The organism is Ochrobactrum sp. A-1, from assembly GCF_022488005.1.
GTDB lineage: Bacteria > Pseudomonadota > Alphaproteobacteria > Rhizobiales > Rhizobiaceae > Brucella.
The window spans coordinates 925,865-943,109 of sequence record NZ_JAKVQC010000003.1 but is presented as its reverse complement, the minus strand read 5'-3'; the positions used below and the strand labels follow the sequence as shown (position 1 = coordinate 943,109).

Below are 17,245 nucleotides of genomic sequence, written 5' to 3'. Positions count from 1 at the left end.
ATGCTCTATTTCACTGATCGCTGAAGCGACGGGTGATCAGAATTAGCAGCATCCACGAGCGGCGTGTCGTCTTCGGATTCAGCCATTTCACGCAGTTTTCCGCGCAGCATGGCAGACATGTCGTCCGCCTTCCAGCGCCGCACGAGCGCCATCGCTTTTTCGCGGTCGATGGAGCGATAAATATGCACAAACTCACGCAGGCTATCGCGGTTGGTGTCGATAGGACCCAGAATGGCCGTCATGACGAGATAGCATTCGGCAGGTGACAATCCGAGCGCCTTGAGTGCAATCGGCAGATGCGAATCCGGCCATTGCCCGATGATCGCGTCGGTCCGTTCAAACGACAGGTCGAGCGCATCGGCCAGCGCATTGCGGAAAAACTGGCTGTCGATCAGAAGCGCGGTGTCGATGAGATGCTGCGAGCCGGTGGTCGCGCCAGCCTCGAAGAAAGGCTGTTGCAGCGCGCGCGCCAGTCGTTCGGAGCTGTCTTCTTTCATCAGCGGCGCTCTGGCCGCAGAAAGATCGGGTACATCCGGCCTTTCGAGCGGTTCGGCCTCGATATTGGCGAGATTTTCCTGAAGCGTCAGCGTACGGTCGATGACCGGGTCGGCGAAACTGCGCAGCACGCCTTGCAGAAGGATGTCACCGGACTGGCGCCGTGCAATGGCGCGCGCATGGGCAAGACCGTTCTTGCCGATGATTTCGATGAGGTCGGAAGGGCGTAGAAGGGGAGAGCGCAGTAAAATAGGCGCGGAGATTTCTACGGGTTCGTCGGCCAGCGCCAGAATGAGACGACGCGGCGCGTCCTCCAATTGTGCCAGCGCATTGGCCGCATGGCGCTTGCCGCGGGTGGAAGCGCAATGGAGAAGCGGCATGGCAAGATCTTCAAGCTGCTGCATATCCTGCCGTCCGGGGCGCGTGATACCCGCAAACGCGGAAATCGCGGCCGCCAGCAGGTCGTCCGCCTTGCTGCTCCCCGCTTTTGAATTCGACGGGCTCCGGTGGCCTGAAATATCCTCCAGGGCGCGGAACTGTTCATTTGTCACGCAGAATACTCCGGTAGGCACACAACTCACCCGCCCCAAATTGCAGATCACGCATCCGGCAGCAGCCGGTTGATGCGCAAATGCACCCCGCATGGGTCGGTATTCCGGATAGTAGCGTTGAAGCCTTAGCAACTCATTAACCGTGCCATAAAGAAACAGCATTTGGGTCAGGCTGCTAGAGCCCTTCAAACGGCGTGCACTGCGCCTCCGCAAAGAAGCGCTGCACTTCCGTGTTCCACGTTGCATCAGGCACGAATACGCGAAGCACAGCGGCACCTTCGCCGATATTCTGCTCGATCAGGATCGAACGCGCATCGGCCTGCGAACCATCCGAGCGCAGACTTGCCATGCCGATGGGATCGGCAAGGATCAGGTCGAGCTTACGTTCGTTGGAAACGCTGTCGTTGAGGCTGTAGAGATTGTCCCCGTTGGGCGCATAGATCGAGAGCGACCAATAGGGCACATTCGCCCCGGTCGTAATATGCACAGGCCCGTCGGCAAGATCGAAGCGGCAGGTGGCTTGCTGCACCAGCGGGTCACTGTCGCTGACCGGACCGGTCTTTTCGTCCAGCCTGTGGAAACGATATGGCTCGCTCCCCGCTTCGATCCGCGACCATGCATTCTTGTCGGAATAGAAGGGGACGAGGAAGAGAACCGCGATATGAACAATCGCAGCACCCACGATGCCGAGGAGAACGAGGCGCAAAGTTCTAGCCACGGCACGCCCCCTTGCTTGCACCCGCGATATGGGCGAGGCTTGGCATCACCAGATCGGAGAGACCGGAAGATGATGCCGAAGGCGTGTCGTAAAGCGTCATGACGAGAACAAAATCGCCGCTTCCTTCCACTGGCAACCAATTGCCCGGCGCTGCATCGGGGCCGATGGTGATCGTGACGCTGCCGTCATCGTCGTACAGGACTTCGCGGGAATGCAGCGCTTCCTGCAATCCTTCACGCGGCCTGATCGGTTCCAGATCAGGCGTAGCGGGATAGACGGTCCAGAAGCGGGCAGGCGGTGTCATGCCGCTCAGGCGGTAAGTGCAGCCGCGCCGAAGGGTGCGCCCGCTATTGTCGCTGCGCGCATAGAACGGAAGACCTTCCGCCGTTCCAAGCGCCAGATAGGCTTTGCGGGCAGCGCGGGCCTTGGAATAGGGGTCGGCATCGGGCGTGCCAGCCGCCGGATAGGCGCTCCAGACCCCGACCTTGAGCTCACCGAAACCTTCAAACCGGTCGAGAACCTTGTCGACGCTCCAGATGCCGCCGCCCAGCGCCAGCACAAGCACAATCGCCGTGTTGAATATCCTCTTGAACATCGCCCCTCAGAGTACCGATATTTTCGTGCGCTCGGCGATCTTAGGCAGAGGCGGGGCCGCAAGGAAGCGGTCATGTAGCTCCTTGATAACTTTTGTCGATAGAGGAGACAGTACGCGCGGCGGCGCAGCCATGGTTTCTTCCGGCTTGGCATTCGCCACTTGTGGCTCGTTCTTCTTGGGCGGCGCGGGGAATGGCGGGGTCACACCCGGTATGGGCTTCAGTTCGATGTTCTGATGCGCATAGGCCATCATGCGCTGCCAGGCCATGGCAGGCAGAACGCCGCCGGTCATTTCCTTCATCGGGGTGAAATTGTCGTTGCCGAACCAGACCGCCGCCGTGAAATTTCCGGTAAAGCCGACGAACCACGCATCGCGATAATTCTGCGTTGTGCCGGTTTTGCCGCCCACCCGCGTCATCGGCAATGCCGCGCGGCGTCCAGTGCCGCGTTCAGGCACTTGCACCAGCATGGAATTCATTTCGAGTGCAGCTTTCTCCGACAGTGCCCTGTGCGGCTTCGGGGCATCGCGCCCGAAATCCCACAGCACCTTGCCTTCCGACGAAACGATCTGTGTGAAGGCGTGACGGTTGCCGGCCATGCCCGCATTTGGAAACACGTTGAAGCCGGTGGCCTGATCCATCACCGTCATTTCCGATGTGCCGAGCACCATGGTCTTGTGTGACGAGATCGGCGATTCCACGCCCATCGCCTTGGTCAGGGCAACAATTGGGGCTGTGGTCAGATAATCGCGCGCCAGTCGCACCGGTACGCTGTTCAACGAGCGGACAAGCGCCGTCGTCAGGTCCACGCGACCGGCAAAGCTGCGGCCATAATTGCGCGGTGACCAGTTGCCCCAGCTAATTGGAGCATCTGAAACGATGGTGCTCGGCGTCAGTCCCTTTTCCATCGCCGCTGCATAGACATAGGGCTTGAAGGAAGATCCGGCCTGCCGCAATGCCTTGGTGGCACGGTTGAACTGGCTTTCACCATAGTCCCGCCCGCCGACCAGTGCGCGGACGGATCCGTCATTGGCAATAACGACGGTTGCCGCTTCCGAGACATTATAGTCCTTGCCGAACTGGCGCAGATGATATTCGAGCGATTCCTCTGCCGCCTTTTGCAGGTTACGGTCGAGCGTCGTGCGCACGATCAATGTGTGCTGCGGAATATTGGCGGCGATCTTCTTCACCTCTTCAAAAGCCCAGTCGAGGAAGTAGTCGGGACTTTCGTTCTTGGCGCGGTCGATGACGCTCGCTGGATGACGGCGTGCAACGGCCACCTGTCCTTCGCTCAGGAAGCCGCTTTCTACCATATTGGACAGCACGACATTGGCGCGTGCACGGGCTGCGGGCAAATTGACATGCGGCGCGAACTTGGCGGGCGCCTTGAACAGACCGGCCAGCATCGCGGCTTCCGCCAGCGAGACATCCTTGACGTTCTTACCGAAATAGAATTCCGAAGCAGCCGCAATACCGAAAGTTCCGCCGCCCATATAGGCACGGTCGAGATAAAGCTGCAGGATTTCCTTCTTGCTGAGATTGCTTTCCAGCCAGAGCGCGAGGAAGGCTTCCTTGATCTTGCGTTCGATGGTGCGCTCGTTGGAGAGAAAAAGGTTCTTGGCGAGTTGCTGCGTGATGGTGGAGCCGCCCTGAACGACGCCATTGGCGCGCATGTTCTGGCTGAACGCGCGGGTCAGGCCCCAGAAGTCGATGCCGTAATGGTCGAAAAAGCGTCGGTCCTCGGTGCCGAGCACGGCCTTGATGACGTGATCCGGCAATTCATCAATCGGCACGGCCTGACGGTGGAGAATACCGCGCTGGCCGATTTCATTGCCATAGCGGTCGAGGAAGGTGACGGCATAATCGTCCTGTGCACGCCAGTCCTTCTTGGTTTCCTCGAAAGCCGGCAGGGCCAGGACGAGCATCAGAACTGCGCCGCCCACGCCCAGCGTAAATCCTTCGTCGAGAACCTCGACCACAAAACGCCGGAAACCGCGCACGCGAAAACGCCGTGAGAAAATGGTGATGTTTTCCCACCATTCGCCGAGATTGTAGCGCAGGCTGTAGAGGGTGGAATCGATCCACGCGTCGAGCCCAATCAGGCGCGAAACCCTGAACGGTTTGCGCTTTTCGCTTCCGGAATCTTTTTCTGCCGTTTTACGCATAAACACTAACTTCGGCATGGTTGGTTTCGGAGACAGGCGGAACTTGCCCATCCATCATAGCAGATTAATAAGCAACAGCTCATGTGAAATGGTTAAAACACAAGCAGCTTTTCGGGCATGGGAAAAAAGTCAATAGATAGGAAAATAATCCTTGACTGCGTAACGGTGCTTTGTTAGGCTTTATGTACAGTCGAAAAATTATAACTGTTCACGCGTACCTCCGTTGGAGGCCAGCATACATCACCCAGAAAAGCTCTAGAGGCTTTTCTGGGTGATGTCTTTTGAAGCCAAAAATTGTGGATCAGATTTTACCGCAAAAACGTAAAGAGGCATCGGGCACGTTGTGTGTTCTTCTCGTTGGGTTCGTTGGACAACGAAAAGATGATTTTGCGCCGCATGGTAAGTGCAGCACCATTCCCGATTAAATGCGTCGGGCGGAGTTTACTGTGGCAGTGCACTTGGGGCGTAGTTGTTCATAAACAGAGAAATATGGTGCGGTTGACATTCGATCATATTTGGGTCTGCAACACGAAAGGAAGTCATCATGGCCATCCTTATCCATACAATATTTACGTCGGAGGTTACGTGGATCTGGTTTGCCAAGATTGCCGGTGCGACGGCAGGCTCTTTCATGTCGCTCGCCTACATCCTTCCGCGAGGAAAGCGTGACGCGGCGGTCCGCTTCGCGGTTGGCGTGATCTGTGGCGTGGTTTTCGGTGGTGCGGCAAGCGTTAAGATTTCCGAAGTATTGGCTCTTGGCGGATTGCTTGGCCAGGCGGAATTGATGTTGATAGGTTCCGCGGTTGCAAGCTTGGCGGCGTGGTCAGCGATCGGGGTTTTTCAGCATTTGTCCGAGCGGCTGAAACACGCGCCTATACCCGCGCTACTTCCCGAAGAAAAACGGAGCGATGACAATTCCTGATTATGGATGAATTTTAAAAGGCCCTTATTGGTGTTCGACGGGGAGCCCGACAGCAGCTTCTCGGATATCGCGTGCCTGTCGCCTATGGGGGTTGCAATAAATGCGAACTACCCAAACGTCGATACTTATGAGCAAACGAAAAGACGGAACGATCTCGGCTATGGCTTTTCAATTTAGTTTGTTTGGATTGTTACAAGGAACGGACAGGTAGGCCCGTCGTCGACCGCATTCCGGCAATGACTAACTGAAAATGATTGGGTATTTGTAGAAATACATGATTGCAAGTTGAGCGTATGAACTAATCGATGTCGTTTCGGTTTTCTTTCATCCTGATGTGCTCTCGGTCCTGTAACAGGCTTGATCGATCAGGGTGTATTAACGGATGTTCTGCTGCAACTGGCGACTGCAATTGCCGGAATTGTTACAATAATTGGGCGTATCGGGGCAACTTCACGCATTTCATAATTTCACAAAGCGTGATAGTCAGAGGCGGAATTTTCCTTTGGGCCCGGAAGAAGAATGGTTGTTCATGCATCGTTCAGCTGTGGGGCGCTATATAAGGCGGCATGATGAAACAAAATTCTGCACTCAAAGTTTTCGCGCTTCTCGCGGTTAGTATTGGCTTGCTGCCGGTCGATGCCGGTGCCCTGCCGATAACTGCGCCGCAGAAGTCCAATCTCATCGTCGCTGCCGCCGGAGATTGCGCGGCGGTCGGCGAACAGGTGGCTGCCCAGCAGGGCGGCCAGCTCGCCAAGGCAACCGCTGCGACTCAGAACGGCCGCCCCGTGTGTGTGGTTGTGGTGCTTGTGCCGGGCCGCGATGGCGAGCGTCCGCGCCGCGTTGAAGTGGCTGTTCCCGCTCAATAACAACAGCTTTAACCGTTGTTATACATGAATTGAGGGGAGAATGTCCGCTTGCGTATCCTGATCGTTGAAGACGACAAGGACCTGAACCGGCAGCTTTCCGAAGCGATGGCTGCTGCCGGTTATGTGGTCGACCGCGCCTATGACGGCGAAGAAGGACATTATCTCGGCGATACCGAGCCTTATGATGCCGTGGTGCTCGACATCGGTCTGCCGCGCATGGACGGCATCAGTGTCGTGGAGCGCTGGCGGCGCAGCGGGCGTGCCATGCCCGTTCTCATGCTCACAGCCCGCGACCGCTGGAGCGACAAGGTCGCCGGTATCGACGCCGGTGCCGACGACTATGTGGCCAAACCTTTCCATATCGAGGAAGTGCTGGCGCGGCTACGCGCCCTTATCCGCCGTGCTGCGGGTCACGCTTCGTCGGAACTCGTCTGCGGGCCGCTCTATCTCGATACGAAAACGTCGAAGGCAAGTGTCAACGGCGTTGCCCTCAAGCTCACCTCACACGAATACCGGCTTCTGTCCTATCTGATGCACCATATGGACGAGGTGGTCTCGCGTACCGAACTGGTCGAGCATCTCTACGATCAGGATTTCGACCGCGATTCCAATACGATTGAAGTCTTTGTCGGCCGTCTTCGCAAAAAGATGGGTGTGGACCTGATCGAGACGGTGCGCGGCATGGGCTATCGCATCCGCTCCGGAGGGGAGATTGAGAGCGAAACGAAAGGCAACGACAGCTGAAGCTTCTTCGCGTCTTTCCTCCCTTGCGTTCGCTCGCGGTCCGCGTCGTCACGCTTTCGACGATCTGGGTCATCGTGGCGCTTGTGGTGGTGGCCACTTTCATCGGGTCACTGTATGGCGATGCGGCACGCAGCAATTTTGAACGCCTGTTGACTGCTCACCTGTTCAGTCTGGTCGGTGCGATCAGCACGTCGGGTCAAGGCGTGCTGCAGGGACGTCCGGAACTGGGAGAATTGCGCTATTCCAGCCCGCTCTCCGGCTGGTACTGGTCTGTCGATCCCGTCACGCCGAACCTGACCGGAAAGCTGCAATCGCCGTCGCTCATCGGGCGCATCGTGCCGGAAATGCCGATCACGCAGGCACCGTTCGACAGCTCCTTCATGCGCAGCTACACCTTGCCCGGCCTCAACGGCGAGGAGCTTTTTATCGTTGAGACCGAAGTGGTGCTGGATAATGCCAATCGCATTGCGCGTTTTCGTGTCATGGGCAATCTCAGCGAGGTCCTGAAGGAGATAACCGATTTCAGAACCAGCCTTACGACCTATCTGGCGATCTTCGGCATCGGCAGTATTCTCATCAATGCCGCTGTGATTCTGTTCGGCCTGCGTCCGCTCGACAAGGTGCGTCAGGCGCTGGCTGATATTCGAGAGGGGCGCTCGTCAAAGCTCGACGCGTCGCTGCCCGCCGAAATTGCGCCGCTCGCAACCGAAATGAACGCGCTCATCGAGAATAATCGGCGCATTGTAGAGCGTTCGCGAACACAGGTCGGCAATCTCGCACATTCTCTCAAAACCCCCCTTTCCGTGCTGGTCAATGAAGCACGAAACATGGGTGGCGAACACGGACGCATCGTGCAGGAACAGAGCGAGGCGATGCAGGTGCAGATACAGCACTATCTGCAGCGCGCGCGCATCGCCGCGCAGCGCGACAGTGTTGTGTTTCGCACGCCCGTGACGCCGGTTCTCGAGCGCATGCAGCGCGTGACGGCGAAACTCAATCCGGCTTTCAGCGTTACCTTCAGGAATGATCTGCCAAGCGCCGTTTTTGCCGGAGAGCAGGAAGATCTGGAAGAGATTGTTGGAAACCTGCTGGAGAACGCGGGCAAATGGGGCCGCAAACGCATCAATATTAAGCTTGCCCCTATTTCTGGGGAGCAACGACAATTCGAAGTCCTGATAGAAGATGACGGGCCGGGTCTGGCGCCCGACAAGATCGAAGCGGCGCTGAAGCGCGGCAGCCGCGTCGATGAAACGAAACCGGGAACCGGGCTCGGGCTGGCAATCGTGCAGGATACCGTTCGCGAATATGGCGGCAATCTGCATCTGGGCAAGAGTTCGTTCGGTGGATTGGGTGTCCGGGTCGTGTTGCCGCTGACGGAAGATTGACGGTTGTTTTTGGCCGAAAGCCAACTAGAAGATTAAATTGAAAAAGCCACATGCCGATATAGTGTGCATGCTAATTGTTTATGAAGGCCGGTTGTTATGATGATGGTATCCAGGTTTTCTCATCCAGTTTCAGTTGCTTCGACGATGCTTGCCGTGGCGCTCGCATTGTCAGCCTGCGGCACGACGAGCAAGGGCACAGGTCTCGGCTCGCTGGGCGGTAGTTCTACGGCGCAGAAGCCGGAAACAAGCCTGTTGACGCCGCTTGGCAACGGTCTGCTCGGCAACTCCGCAAATCAGTTGAATGCAGTCGACCGCAAGAAGGCGCTTGAGGCTGAATATCGCGCGCTTGAATATTCGCCGGCAGGCAAGGCCGTATCCTGGAGCGGCAGCGGATCGAACTCCGGCGATGTGACGGCGGCGCAGCCCTATCAGGTCGGCTCTCAGAATTGTCGCCAGTATTCGCATAGCTTCACCATTGGCGGGTCGCAGCAGACTGCGCGCGGAACGGCATGTCGCAATCCGGACGGTAGCTGGACGCCGCTGACCTAAACTCCAGCGTCCCACCTTTGCGGCGAATTGCCCTAGTCAGCAACTTACTGAAGGTAGTAGTTGGTTTTTCCCTTGGCTGCGCTTAAGTCGTAGCCATGGGATTCTGGCTTATTGCAGCACTATTGACATTAGCAGCCACTCTGGCTGTTTTGTTGCCTCTCGCGCGGCGCAAGCAGGCATTCTTGCCCGCTGAAAAGAATGACCTTGAGGTCTATCGGGATCAGTTGCGTGAGGTCGAAGCCGACGCTTCACGCGGCATGATCGACCCGCAGAGCGCCGAACAGGCGCGCATCGAAATTTCGCGTCGCATTTTGAATGCTGAAAAGTCAGGCAAGGAAGCTGCGGAAGCCGCAAGCCAGGCTGCACCAGGCCGATTGCTGGCTTTCATTGCGGTCCTTGCCGTGCCGCTGATCGCCTGGGGCATCTATCCGCTTTTCGGCAAGCCCGACATGCCGTCCATGCCGCTCGCCGAACGGCTTTCGGCCAGTGCGGATCGCAGCTCTGTCGATGAGCTTGTGGCGCGTGCCGAAGCGCATCTGGCGCAAAATCCGGGCGATGTGCGTGGATGGGATGTGCTGGCGCCGATCTATCTGCGGCTTGGTCGTGCCACTGATGCCGTCAATGCATATCGCAGTTCCATTCGTATTGCCGGTGAGAATTTCCCGCGTGTTCTGGGATTGGGTGAAGCACTGGCAACCGCTTCAGGTGGCACCGTGACCGCCGAGGCAGAAGGCTTTTTCAAGAAAGCTGCCGATCTCGAACCAAATGATGTGCGTCCGCAGTTCTATCTTGCACAGGGTGAGATGCAGGATGGCCGGATGGATATGGCCGCCAATCGCCTCCAGGCATTCCTCGACAAGGCACCCGCCGATGCGCCGTGGCGCAGTCAGATCGAACAGGCTATCGCCCGGCTTCGTAACCCTGCTTCCGGTAGCGACCAGCAACCGAAAGGACCGACAGCAGGCGATGTCGATGCCGCTTCGTCGCTCAGCCCGGAGGACCGGCAGGCGATGATCGAAGGCATGGTTCAACGTCTTGATGAAAGTCTTCGCCAGAATAGTGGGGATGTCGAAGGCTGGAAGCGTCTCGTGCGCTCCTATATGATCCTCAACCGTCGCGATGCAGCGCTGGACGCTCTCAATCGCGGCATGACAGCCCTTCAGGGTGAAAGCCGGACGAACTTGCAGAGTTTCGCAGCCGGTCTTGGACTGGAAACAGGGAACGCACAAAAATGAGCGCGACCGCAGACGACAATGCACGAGGTACCAAACCGGCGGGTAATTTTGCCCGGAACGTTAGCCAGAGAAAGCGCAAGCGTCTGTTCCTGATCGGTGGCGCACTGGCGGTTCTGGCCATAGCGGTCGGACTGATGCTGATGGCCTTCAGTCAGGACATTCGCTTCTTCCGTACGCCTGCCGACCTGACGGAACAGGATATGGCCTCCGGCTCGCGGTTCCGCCTTGGTGGTCTCGTTGAGGAAGGTTCCGTCAGCCGCGAGGGCAGCGAACTGCATTTCACGGTGACGGATACGATCAAGACTGTGAAAGTCGTGTTCGAAGGCATTCCGCCTGATCTCTTCCGCGAAGGGCAGGGCGTTGTCGCCGAAGGGCGTTTCGGAGACGATGGTGTTTTCCACGCCGACAATGTGCTGGCGAAGCACGACGAGAATTACATTCCCAAGGACCTTGCCGACAGCCTGAAGGAAAAGGGCGTCTGGGAAGGCAAATAGAAATTATGGCATTTCCAGCAAAAGTGTGAAGCGGTTTTGCGTTTGGAAATGCTTAAAGCGAATAGTTAGGGCATTCCGTATCGGACCCGTGGTCCGGCAGGGTGCTTGATGGAGATTGCAGATGAGTGTCGAAATCGGCCATTTTGCTCTGGTTCTGGCGCTGGCACTGTCGATTGTCCAATCGATCGTGCCGGTGGTCGGCGCGCATCGCCGGGATACGCAACTCATGGCCGTCGCCGTGCCGACGGCAATTGCAGTCTTTGCGCTGATCTGCCTTGCATCGGCCGTGCTTGTCCATGCCTATGTCGTGTCGGATTTCTCGGTTCTGAACGTGGTCGAGAACTCGCATTCCCAAAAGCCTCTCCTTTACAAGATCACCGGCGTCTGGGGCAATCACGAAGGTTCGATGCTGCTGTGGGTGTTCATTCTCACCTTCTTCAGTGCGCTGGTGGCTGCATTTTCCGGCAATCTGCCTGAAACGCTCCGCGCCAACGTTCTTGCCGTACAGGGCTGGATCGGCGTCGCATTTCTGGCGTTCATCATCTTCACCTCGAACCCGTTCACCCGTATTTTCCCGGCTCCAATGGAGGGCGGCGATCTCAATCCCATCCTTCAGGACATTGGCCTCGCGATCCATCCTCCGCTGCTCTATCTCGGCTATGTCGGCTTTTCGGTATGCTTCTCCTTTGCCGTGGCGGCACTGATCGAGGGGCGTCTTGATGCCGCGTGGGCGCGCTGGGTGCGTCCGTGGGCACTCGTGGCCTGGATGTTCCTGACTGGCGGTATCGCGATGGGTTCCTACTGGGCCTATTATGAGCTTGGCTGGGGCGGCTGGTGGTTCTGGGACCCGGTCGAGAACGCATCGTTCATGCCGTGGCTGGTTGGGACAGCCTTGCTCCATTCCGCTCTCGTGATGGAAAAGCGTTCTGCGCTGAAAATCTGGACTGTACTGCTGGCGATCCTTACCTTTTCGCTGTCGCTACTCGGCACATTCCTTGTCCGCTCCGGCGTTCTGACCTCGGTTCACAGCTTCGCCACCGATCCGGGACGCGGTCTTTTCATTCTGGCGATCCTTGCAATCTTCATTGGCGGATCGCTGTCGCTTTTCGCACTTCGTGTACAGAGCCTGACGGCGGGGGGCATCTTCCACCCGATCTCCCGCGAAGGCGCGCTCGTCTTCAACAATCTGTTCCTGACGACCGCTGCCGCGACCGTGCTGATCGGTACGCTTTATCCGCTGCTGCTCGAAGTGATGACCGGCGACAAGATTTCCGTTGGCGCACCGTTCTTCAACATGACGTTCGGCCCGCTGATGATCCCGCTTCTTTTTGCAGTTCCGTTCGGTCCGTTGCTCGCCTGGAAACGCGGTGATCTTTACGGCGTGTCGCAGCGGTTGATGACGGCTTTCGCGCTCTCGCTTCTGGCGGCGGGGATTGTCTTGTGGAGTACATCGGCGAAATCGGTTCTCGCCGCCTGCGGGATCGGACTTGCCGTGTGGCTGATTTTCGGCAGCCTGACGGACCTCGTTCTCAAGGCTGGTATTGGCAAGGTTTCCGCAAGCAAAGCATTTGCGCGCTTCAAGGGTTTGCCGCGCTCGGTCTTTGGTACGGCGCTCGCCCATATTGGGCTTGGCGTGACGCTGCTTGGTATTGTGAGCGTGACCACGTTAGGCACGGAGAATGTGCTGATCATGCGTCCGGGCGATACAGCCAAGGTGCAGGATTATACACTTCGCTTTGAGGGCCTCCGTCCGCTGACCGGCTCGAACTTCACCGAAAATCGAGGCACTTTCACCCTGCTCGATTCCAGCGCACGCACTCTCGGACAGATTGAACCGTCCAAGCGCTTCTTCCCGGCACGCCAGATGCCAACCACGGAATCAGGCATCAGGACGCTGTGGTTCAGCCAGGTCTATGTTGCGCTTGGCGATGAGCCGGGTGACGGATCAGTTGTGGTTCGTATCTGGTGGAAGCCTGACGTAACGCTCATCTGGTATGGCGCCCTTGTCATGATGGTGGGTGCACTGTTTTCCCTGGCAGATCGTCGTCTGCGGGTCGGCGCGCCGTCACGCAGTCGCAAATCCGCGTCGAAAGAAGCGGAGGCCGCAGCATGAGAAAGCGGTCGGCATTCGCCGCACTCCTGCTTGGCGCTGCGCTGGCGATACAAGGAACGGCGGCCCTCGCGGTCAATCCCGATGAAGTCCTGTCCGATCCGGCGCTTGAAAAGCGCGCCCGCACGATTTCCGGCGAATTGCGCTGCATGGTCTGCCAGAACGAATCTATCGACGATTCCAATGCCGAACTTGCCCGTGATCTTCGCATTCTCGTGCGTGACCGCCTGAAGGAAGGCGATAGCGACCAACAGGTGATGGACTTCATCGTTGACCGTTATGGCGAGTTCGTTCTTTTGAAGCCGCGCCTCAATGCGCGTACCGTGCTTCTGTGGGGCTTTCCAGTCGTCGTCCTTTTAATCGGTGCGGTTGCGCTGATTTTAGCCTTTCGCGGGCGCAGGCAGGCGGGCGAGGCGCCCAAACCACTTACCGACAGCGAAAAAGCCGAACTCTCGCGTCTGCTGGACGGCAAATAACTGACATCTGCTTGCGAATCTTATTCGCAACCTTACGAAACTTTCATGTTGTGGAAACGGAGCGGTAAGGTAGCCCTGACTATCTTACGCTCTATAAAGGTTTCACAGGCCTGCGTTTCCTGAAAGATCAGGGCAGCGGCCGGATTACTGCTCGTAAGGAGAAATAAATGTCCAGAGCCAGGATTTCCAACTATCGCAAGGGCGTTGCCGCGATTGCACTATCGGCTGCTCTCGCCGGTGGTTTTCTCGCTACCGGCCCGCTTGGTGCGCTCAATGATGCGCGTGCTGACGCAGTCCAGGTAACGCCACCGCCGCAGGCTGCGGGTTTTGCCGATCTTGTTGAGAAGGTTCGTCCGGCTGTTGTCAGCGTCCGCGTGAAGAAGGACGTGCAGCAAACTGCTGATCGCGGCGACGGCGGCCAGTTCTCGGGCCCTCCCGGATTTGATCAGCTTCCGGACGATCATCCGCTGAAGCGCTTCTTCCGTGATTTCGGCATGGATCCGCGTGGCGACGCTCGTCCCGATGCCCGCCCGGATCGCCGTGGCCCCGGCAAGCGCGGTCCGCGCCCCGGTCATGAACGTCCGGTCGCCCAGGGTTCCGGCTTCTTCATTTCCGAAGACGGCTATGTCGTAACCAACAATCACGTGGTTTCTGATGGCGATGCCTACAGCGTTGTCATGGATGACGGTACGGAACTTGACGCAAAGCTGATCGGAACCGATCCGCGTACCGATCTGGCCGTGCTGAAGGTCAACGATCCGAAGAAGAAGTTCACCTATGTTGCATTCGGCGACGACAACAAGATTCGCGTCGGTGACTGGGTTGTGGCTGTCGGCAATCCGTTCGGTCTCGGCGGTACGGTGACATCCGGTATCGTGTCGGCTCGCGGCCGTGATATCGGCGCCGGTCCTTACGACGACTTCATCCAGATCGACGCGGCTGTGAACAAGGGCAACTCTGGTGGTCCGGCCTTCAACCTGTCCGGTCAGGTCATCGGCATCAACACCGCAATCTTCTCGCCTTCGGGCGGTAGCGTGGGTATTGCCTTTGCAATTCCGGCCTCTACCGCAAAGCAGGTCGTTGACCAGCTCATCAAGAAGGGTTCGGTCGAACGTGGCTGGATCGGTGTCCAGATTCAGCCGGTGACCAAGGATATTGCTGCTTCGCTCGGCCTTGCTGAAGAGAAGGGCGCAATCGTCGCTTCGCCGCAGAAGGACGGCCCTGCTGCCAAGGCTGGCATCCAGTCCGGTGATGTGATCACTGCCGTCAACGGCGAACCCGTTCAGGATCCGCGCGATCTGGCACGCAAGGTTGCTGGCATTGTTCCAGGCGAAAAGGCGGCACTCACCGTCTGGCGCAAGAACAAGGCCGAGGAAATCGACATCACCATCGAGGCGATGCCTGGCGATCTCGGCAAGTCGGCCAGCACTTCGGGTGACAATGGCGGCGGCAGCCAGAGCGAGACGCTCGACTCCTATGGCTTGACCGTGACCCCATCCGAAGATGGCAACGGCGTGGTGGTAACCGACGTTGATCCCGATAGCGATGCCTCTGACCGTGGTGTCCGTTCCGGCGATATCATCATGAGCGTCAACAACCAGACGGTGAAGAGCGCCAAGGACATCAACAACGCCATCAGCGAAGCCGCCAAGTCGGGTCGCAAGGCAGTGCTGCTGCAATTGCAGAGCAACGATCAGAGCCGCTTCGTGGCCCTGCCGATCGATCAGGGATGATGACCGGTAGCCCTTAAGGCTCTGAGCAATTCGATGCCAGGCGGTTCTCCGCCTGGCATCGCCTTATCATCAAACGGTATTATAAGTAGCGCCATGAAGATTCTCGTTATTGAAGATGACCGCGAAGCGGCCCGCTATCTGGAGAAGGCCTTCACCGAGGCCGGACATTCCGCCGATATCGCCGGTGACGGCGAGACCGGCTATACGCTGGCCGAGAATGGAAGCTACGATGTCCTCGTAGTCGACCGCATGCTGCCGAAGCGTGATGGCTTGTCCGTCGTGGCTGGTTTGCGTGCCAAGGGCATGGAAACCCCGGTCCTGATCCTTTCCGCACTCGGCGAAGTGGATGACCGCGTCACAGGACTGCGAGCCGGTGGTGACGACTACCTTACCAAGCCTTATGCATTCTCCGAGCTGCTGGCTCGCGTCGAGGTTTTGCAACGTCGTTCCAGTCCCCGCGAAGCAGATACGATCTACCGCGTCGGCGATCTGGAGCTTGACCGGCTTGCGCATACAGCGCGCCGTCAGGATGTGGATATTACGCTCCAGCCTCGCGAATTCCGACTTCTCGAATATCTTATGCGTCATGCCGGACAGGTTGTCACGCGCACGATGCTGCTCGAAAACGTATGGGATTATCACTTCGATCCGCAGACCAATGTGATTGACGTGCATATCTCGCGTTTGCGTTCCAAGATCGAGAAGGGCTTCGACGTTCCTCTGCTTCATACGGTGCGTGGCGCCGGCTACATGCTGAAGGCCGGACGTGCAAAACAATCCGCAGTCGCCAAGGTGGATTGATGAGCCGCTTTTCAGCGCTCATGCGCACAACCGCCGTTCGACTATCAACGCTCTATCTGCTGCTGTTCATCGTCGGCGCGGTAGCGCTGGTCTTCTACATGACCAATCTGTCTGCTTCCATGCTGGCCGCGCAGACCCAGCAATCGCTGGGTGAGGAGATCGGCAGCATTGGCAAGAGCTATGCGCGGGGCGGCATACCGCAGCTCGTGCGGACAATCGATTATCGCTCGCGCCAGCCGGGCGCTTATCTCTATCTGGTCGCTGATCCGACAGGCCGCATCCTTGCGGGTAATGTGGAGAGCGTGGAGCCCGGTGTTCTGGATACCGATGGCATTATTGAGCGCGGGTTCAAATATCGGCGCTATGGCGAGCAGGGCACGGAGACGGAGCACCGCGCCATTGCGGTCGTGATCGCATTGCCGAACGGCATGCGGCTTCTGGTCGGTCGCGATCTGGGTGAACCGGAGCGGTTCCGTGATGTTGTTCGCCGGTCGCTGATGCTGGCGTTAGGTATCATGGGCGTTGGAGCGCTCTTGATCTGGCTGTTTGTGGGACGCCGCGCCCTGAAGCGCATCGATGACGTGTCCAAGGCTTCACAGCGCATCATGGATGGGGATTTGACGGGCAGGCTTCCGGTCAACGGCTCGGGTGATGAATTCGACCGCCTGTCGGGCAATCTCAACGTCATGCTTGGCAAAATTCTGGAATTAAACGAGGGGCTGAAGCAGGTCTCCGACAATATCGCGCACGATCTCAAGACGCCGCTGACGCGCCTGCGCAATCGAGCGGAAGAAGCTCTTTCCGGCAAGAAGGCCGGACCTGAATATCGTGAGGCGCTTGAAGATATTATCGGCGAGTCGGATCAATTGATCCGGACCTTCAACGCGATCCTGATGATTTCGCGTCTTGAAGCAGGCTATTCATCGGAGAATCTCGAAAACATGCCGGTAGCGCCGATCCTTCGCGACGTGGCCGAAATGTATGAGCCCGTTGCCGAGGATGCGGGTGTGAACCTGACACTTGGTGATCTCGATGAAGTTGCGCTTCATATCAATCGCGAACTGGTCGGGCAGACGATTTCCAATCTCGTCGACAATGCAATTAAGTATGCGGGCGGCGATGAGCGGATTGCGACAGTGAGCCTTTCTATGGAGCGTGATCCGAACTGGGTCCGCATCATCGTTGCCGATAATGGTCCCGGCATTCCTGAAGAAAAACGCGAACAGGCGACAGAACGGTTTGTTCGCCTTGAGGAAAGCCGCACGCAGCCCGGTTCGGGACTCGGTTTAAGTCTTGCCAAGGCGGTGATGAAATTGCACGGTGGCGCACTTCGTCTTGAAGGCAATGATCCGGGCCTGCGCGCTGTGCTGGAGTTTCCATTGCCATCGGGCAAGGTCGAATAATGGCG

The 17,245-nt window shown here is 57.8% G+C and carries 16 protein-coding genes; 12 read left to right on the top strand and 4 right to left on the bottom strand.

Annotated features, from left to right (window positions below; translation table 11 throughout):
* Window positions 1-5: 5 nt before the first annotated feature.
* From MKS82_RS06340 to MKS82_RS06325, 4 genes are all read right to left on the bottom strand, one after another.
* Entirely contained in the window at window positions 6-1,046 is a 1,041-nt protein-coding gene (locus MKS82_RS06340; RefSeq protein WP_109987924.1) for a DUF2336 domain-containing protein, read from the bottom strand.
* Window positions 1,047-1,221: 175 nt separating this feature from the next.
* Window positions 1,222-1,764, bottom strand: a complete 543-nt coding sequence (locus tag MKS82_RS06335; protein ID WP_109987925.1) for a DUF1254 domain-containing protein — start codon at window positions 1,762-1,764, stop codon at window positions 1,222-1,224.
* Window positions 1,757-2,359, bottom strand: coding sequence for a DUF1214 domain-containing protein (locus tag MKS82_RS06330; protein WP_151557845.1), 603 nt, complete (start codon window positions 2,357-2,359; stop codon window positions 1,757-1,759). Before MKS82_RS06330 ends, MKS82_RS06335 begins: the two co-directional genes overlap by 8 nt.
* Window positions 2,360-2,365: 6 nt before the next feature.
* Window positions 2,366-4,540, bottom strand: coding sequence for a penicillin-binding protein 1A (locus MKS82_RS06325; RefSeq protein ID WP_109988027.1), 2,175 nt, complete (start codon window positions 4,538-4,540; stop codon window positions 2,366-2,368).
* Window positions 4,541-5,066: 526 nt separating this feature from the next.
* On the opposite strand from MKS82_RS06325, the gene MKS82_RS06320 reads away from it, so the two are divergent.
* From MKS82_RS06320 to MKS82_RS06265, 12 genes are all read left to right on the top strand, one after another.
* Window positions 5,067-5,444 (top strand): DUF6107 family protein, encoded by a 378-nt coding sequence (locus tag MKS82_RS06320; protein ID WP_109987927.1) that lies wholly within the window; start codon window positions 5,067-5,069, stop codon window positions 5,442-5,444.
* A 569-nt stretch (window positions 5,445-6,013) separates the two neighbouring features.
* The gene (locus MKS82_RS06315) at window positions 6,014-6,310 is read left to right on the top strand and encodes a hypothetical protein (protein ID WP_061347242.1); all 297 of its coding nucleotides are present in this window, start codon (window positions 6,014-6,016) and stop codon (window positions 6,308-6,310) included.
* Between the two features lie 48 nt (window positions 6,311-6,358).
* Window positions 6,359-7,054, top strand: coding sequence for a response regulator transcription factor (locus tag MKS82_RS06310; RefSeq protein WP_109987928.1), 696 nt, complete (start codon window positions 6,359-6,361; stop codon window positions 7,052-7,054).
* 74 nt (window positions 7,055-7,128) lie between these two features.
* A complete protein-coding gene (locus tag MKS82_RS06305) occupies window positions 7,129-8,439 on the top strand; it encodes an ATP-binding protein (protein WP_109988028.1) in 1,311 nt (436 codons plus the stop codon).
* Between the two features lie 96 nt (window positions 8,440-8,535).
* Window positions 8,536-8,988, top strand: a complete 453-nt coding sequence (locus MKS82_RS06300) for a hypothetical protein (protein WP_109987929.1) — start codon at window positions 8,536-8,538, stop codon at window positions 8,986-8,988.
* Between the two features lie 95 nt (window positions 8,989-9,083).
* Entirely contained in the window at window positions 9,084-10,223 is a 1,140-nt protein-coding gene (gene ccmI, locus MKS82_RS06295; RefSeq protein WP_109987930.1) for a c-type cytochrome biogenesis protein CcmI, read from the top strand.
* The gene (gene ccmE, locus MKS82_RS06290; RefSeq protein WP_109987931.1) at window positions 10,220-10,717 is read left to right on the top strand and encodes a cytochrome c maturation protein CcmE; all 498 of its coding nucleotides are present in this window, start codon (window positions 10,220-10,222) and stop codon (window positions 10,715-10,717) included. The genes ccmI and ccmE overlap by 4 nt, the downstream gene beginning before the upstream one ends.
* Window positions 10,718-10,838: 121 nt before the next feature.
* Window positions 10,839-12,830, top strand: a complete 1,992-nt coding sequence (locus MKS82_RS06285; RefSeq protein ID WP_240578518.1) for a heme lyase CcmF/NrfE family subunit — start codon at window positions 10,839-10,841, stop codon at window positions 12,828-12,830.
* Window positions 12,827-13,303 (top strand): cytochrome c-type biogenesis protein, encoded by a 477-nt coding sequence (locus tag MKS82_RS06280; protein ID WP_151557856.1) that lies wholly within the window; start codon window positions 12,827-12,829, stop codon window positions 13,301-13,303. The genes MKS82_RS06285 and MKS82_RS06280 overlap by 4 nt, the downstream gene beginning before the upstream one ends.
* Before the next feature lie 167 nt (window positions 13,304-13,470).
* Window positions 13,471-15,036 carry a Do family serine endopeptidase gene (locus MKS82_RS06275; RefSeq protein WP_151652639.1) on the top strand — a complete coding sequence of 522 codons (1,566 nt, stop codon included), beginning with the start codon at window positions 13,471-13,473 and terminating at the stop codon, window positions 15,034-15,036.
* 93 nt (window positions 15,037-15,129) lie between these two features.
* A complete protein-coding gene (locus MKS82_RS06270) occupies window positions 15,130-15,837 on the top strand; it encodes a response regulator transcription factor (protein WP_151557860.1) in 708 nt (235 codons plus the stop codon).
* Window positions 15,834-17,240, top strand: coding sequence for a sensor histidine kinase (locus MKS82_RS06265; RefSeq protein WP_176037526.1), 1,407 nt, complete (start codon window positions 15,834-15,836; stop codon window positions 17,238-17,240). The genes MKS82_RS06270 and MKS82_RS06265 overlap by 4 nt, the downstream gene beginning before the upstream one ends.
* The last annotated feature ends 5 nt before the right edge of the window (window positions 17,241-17,245 follow it).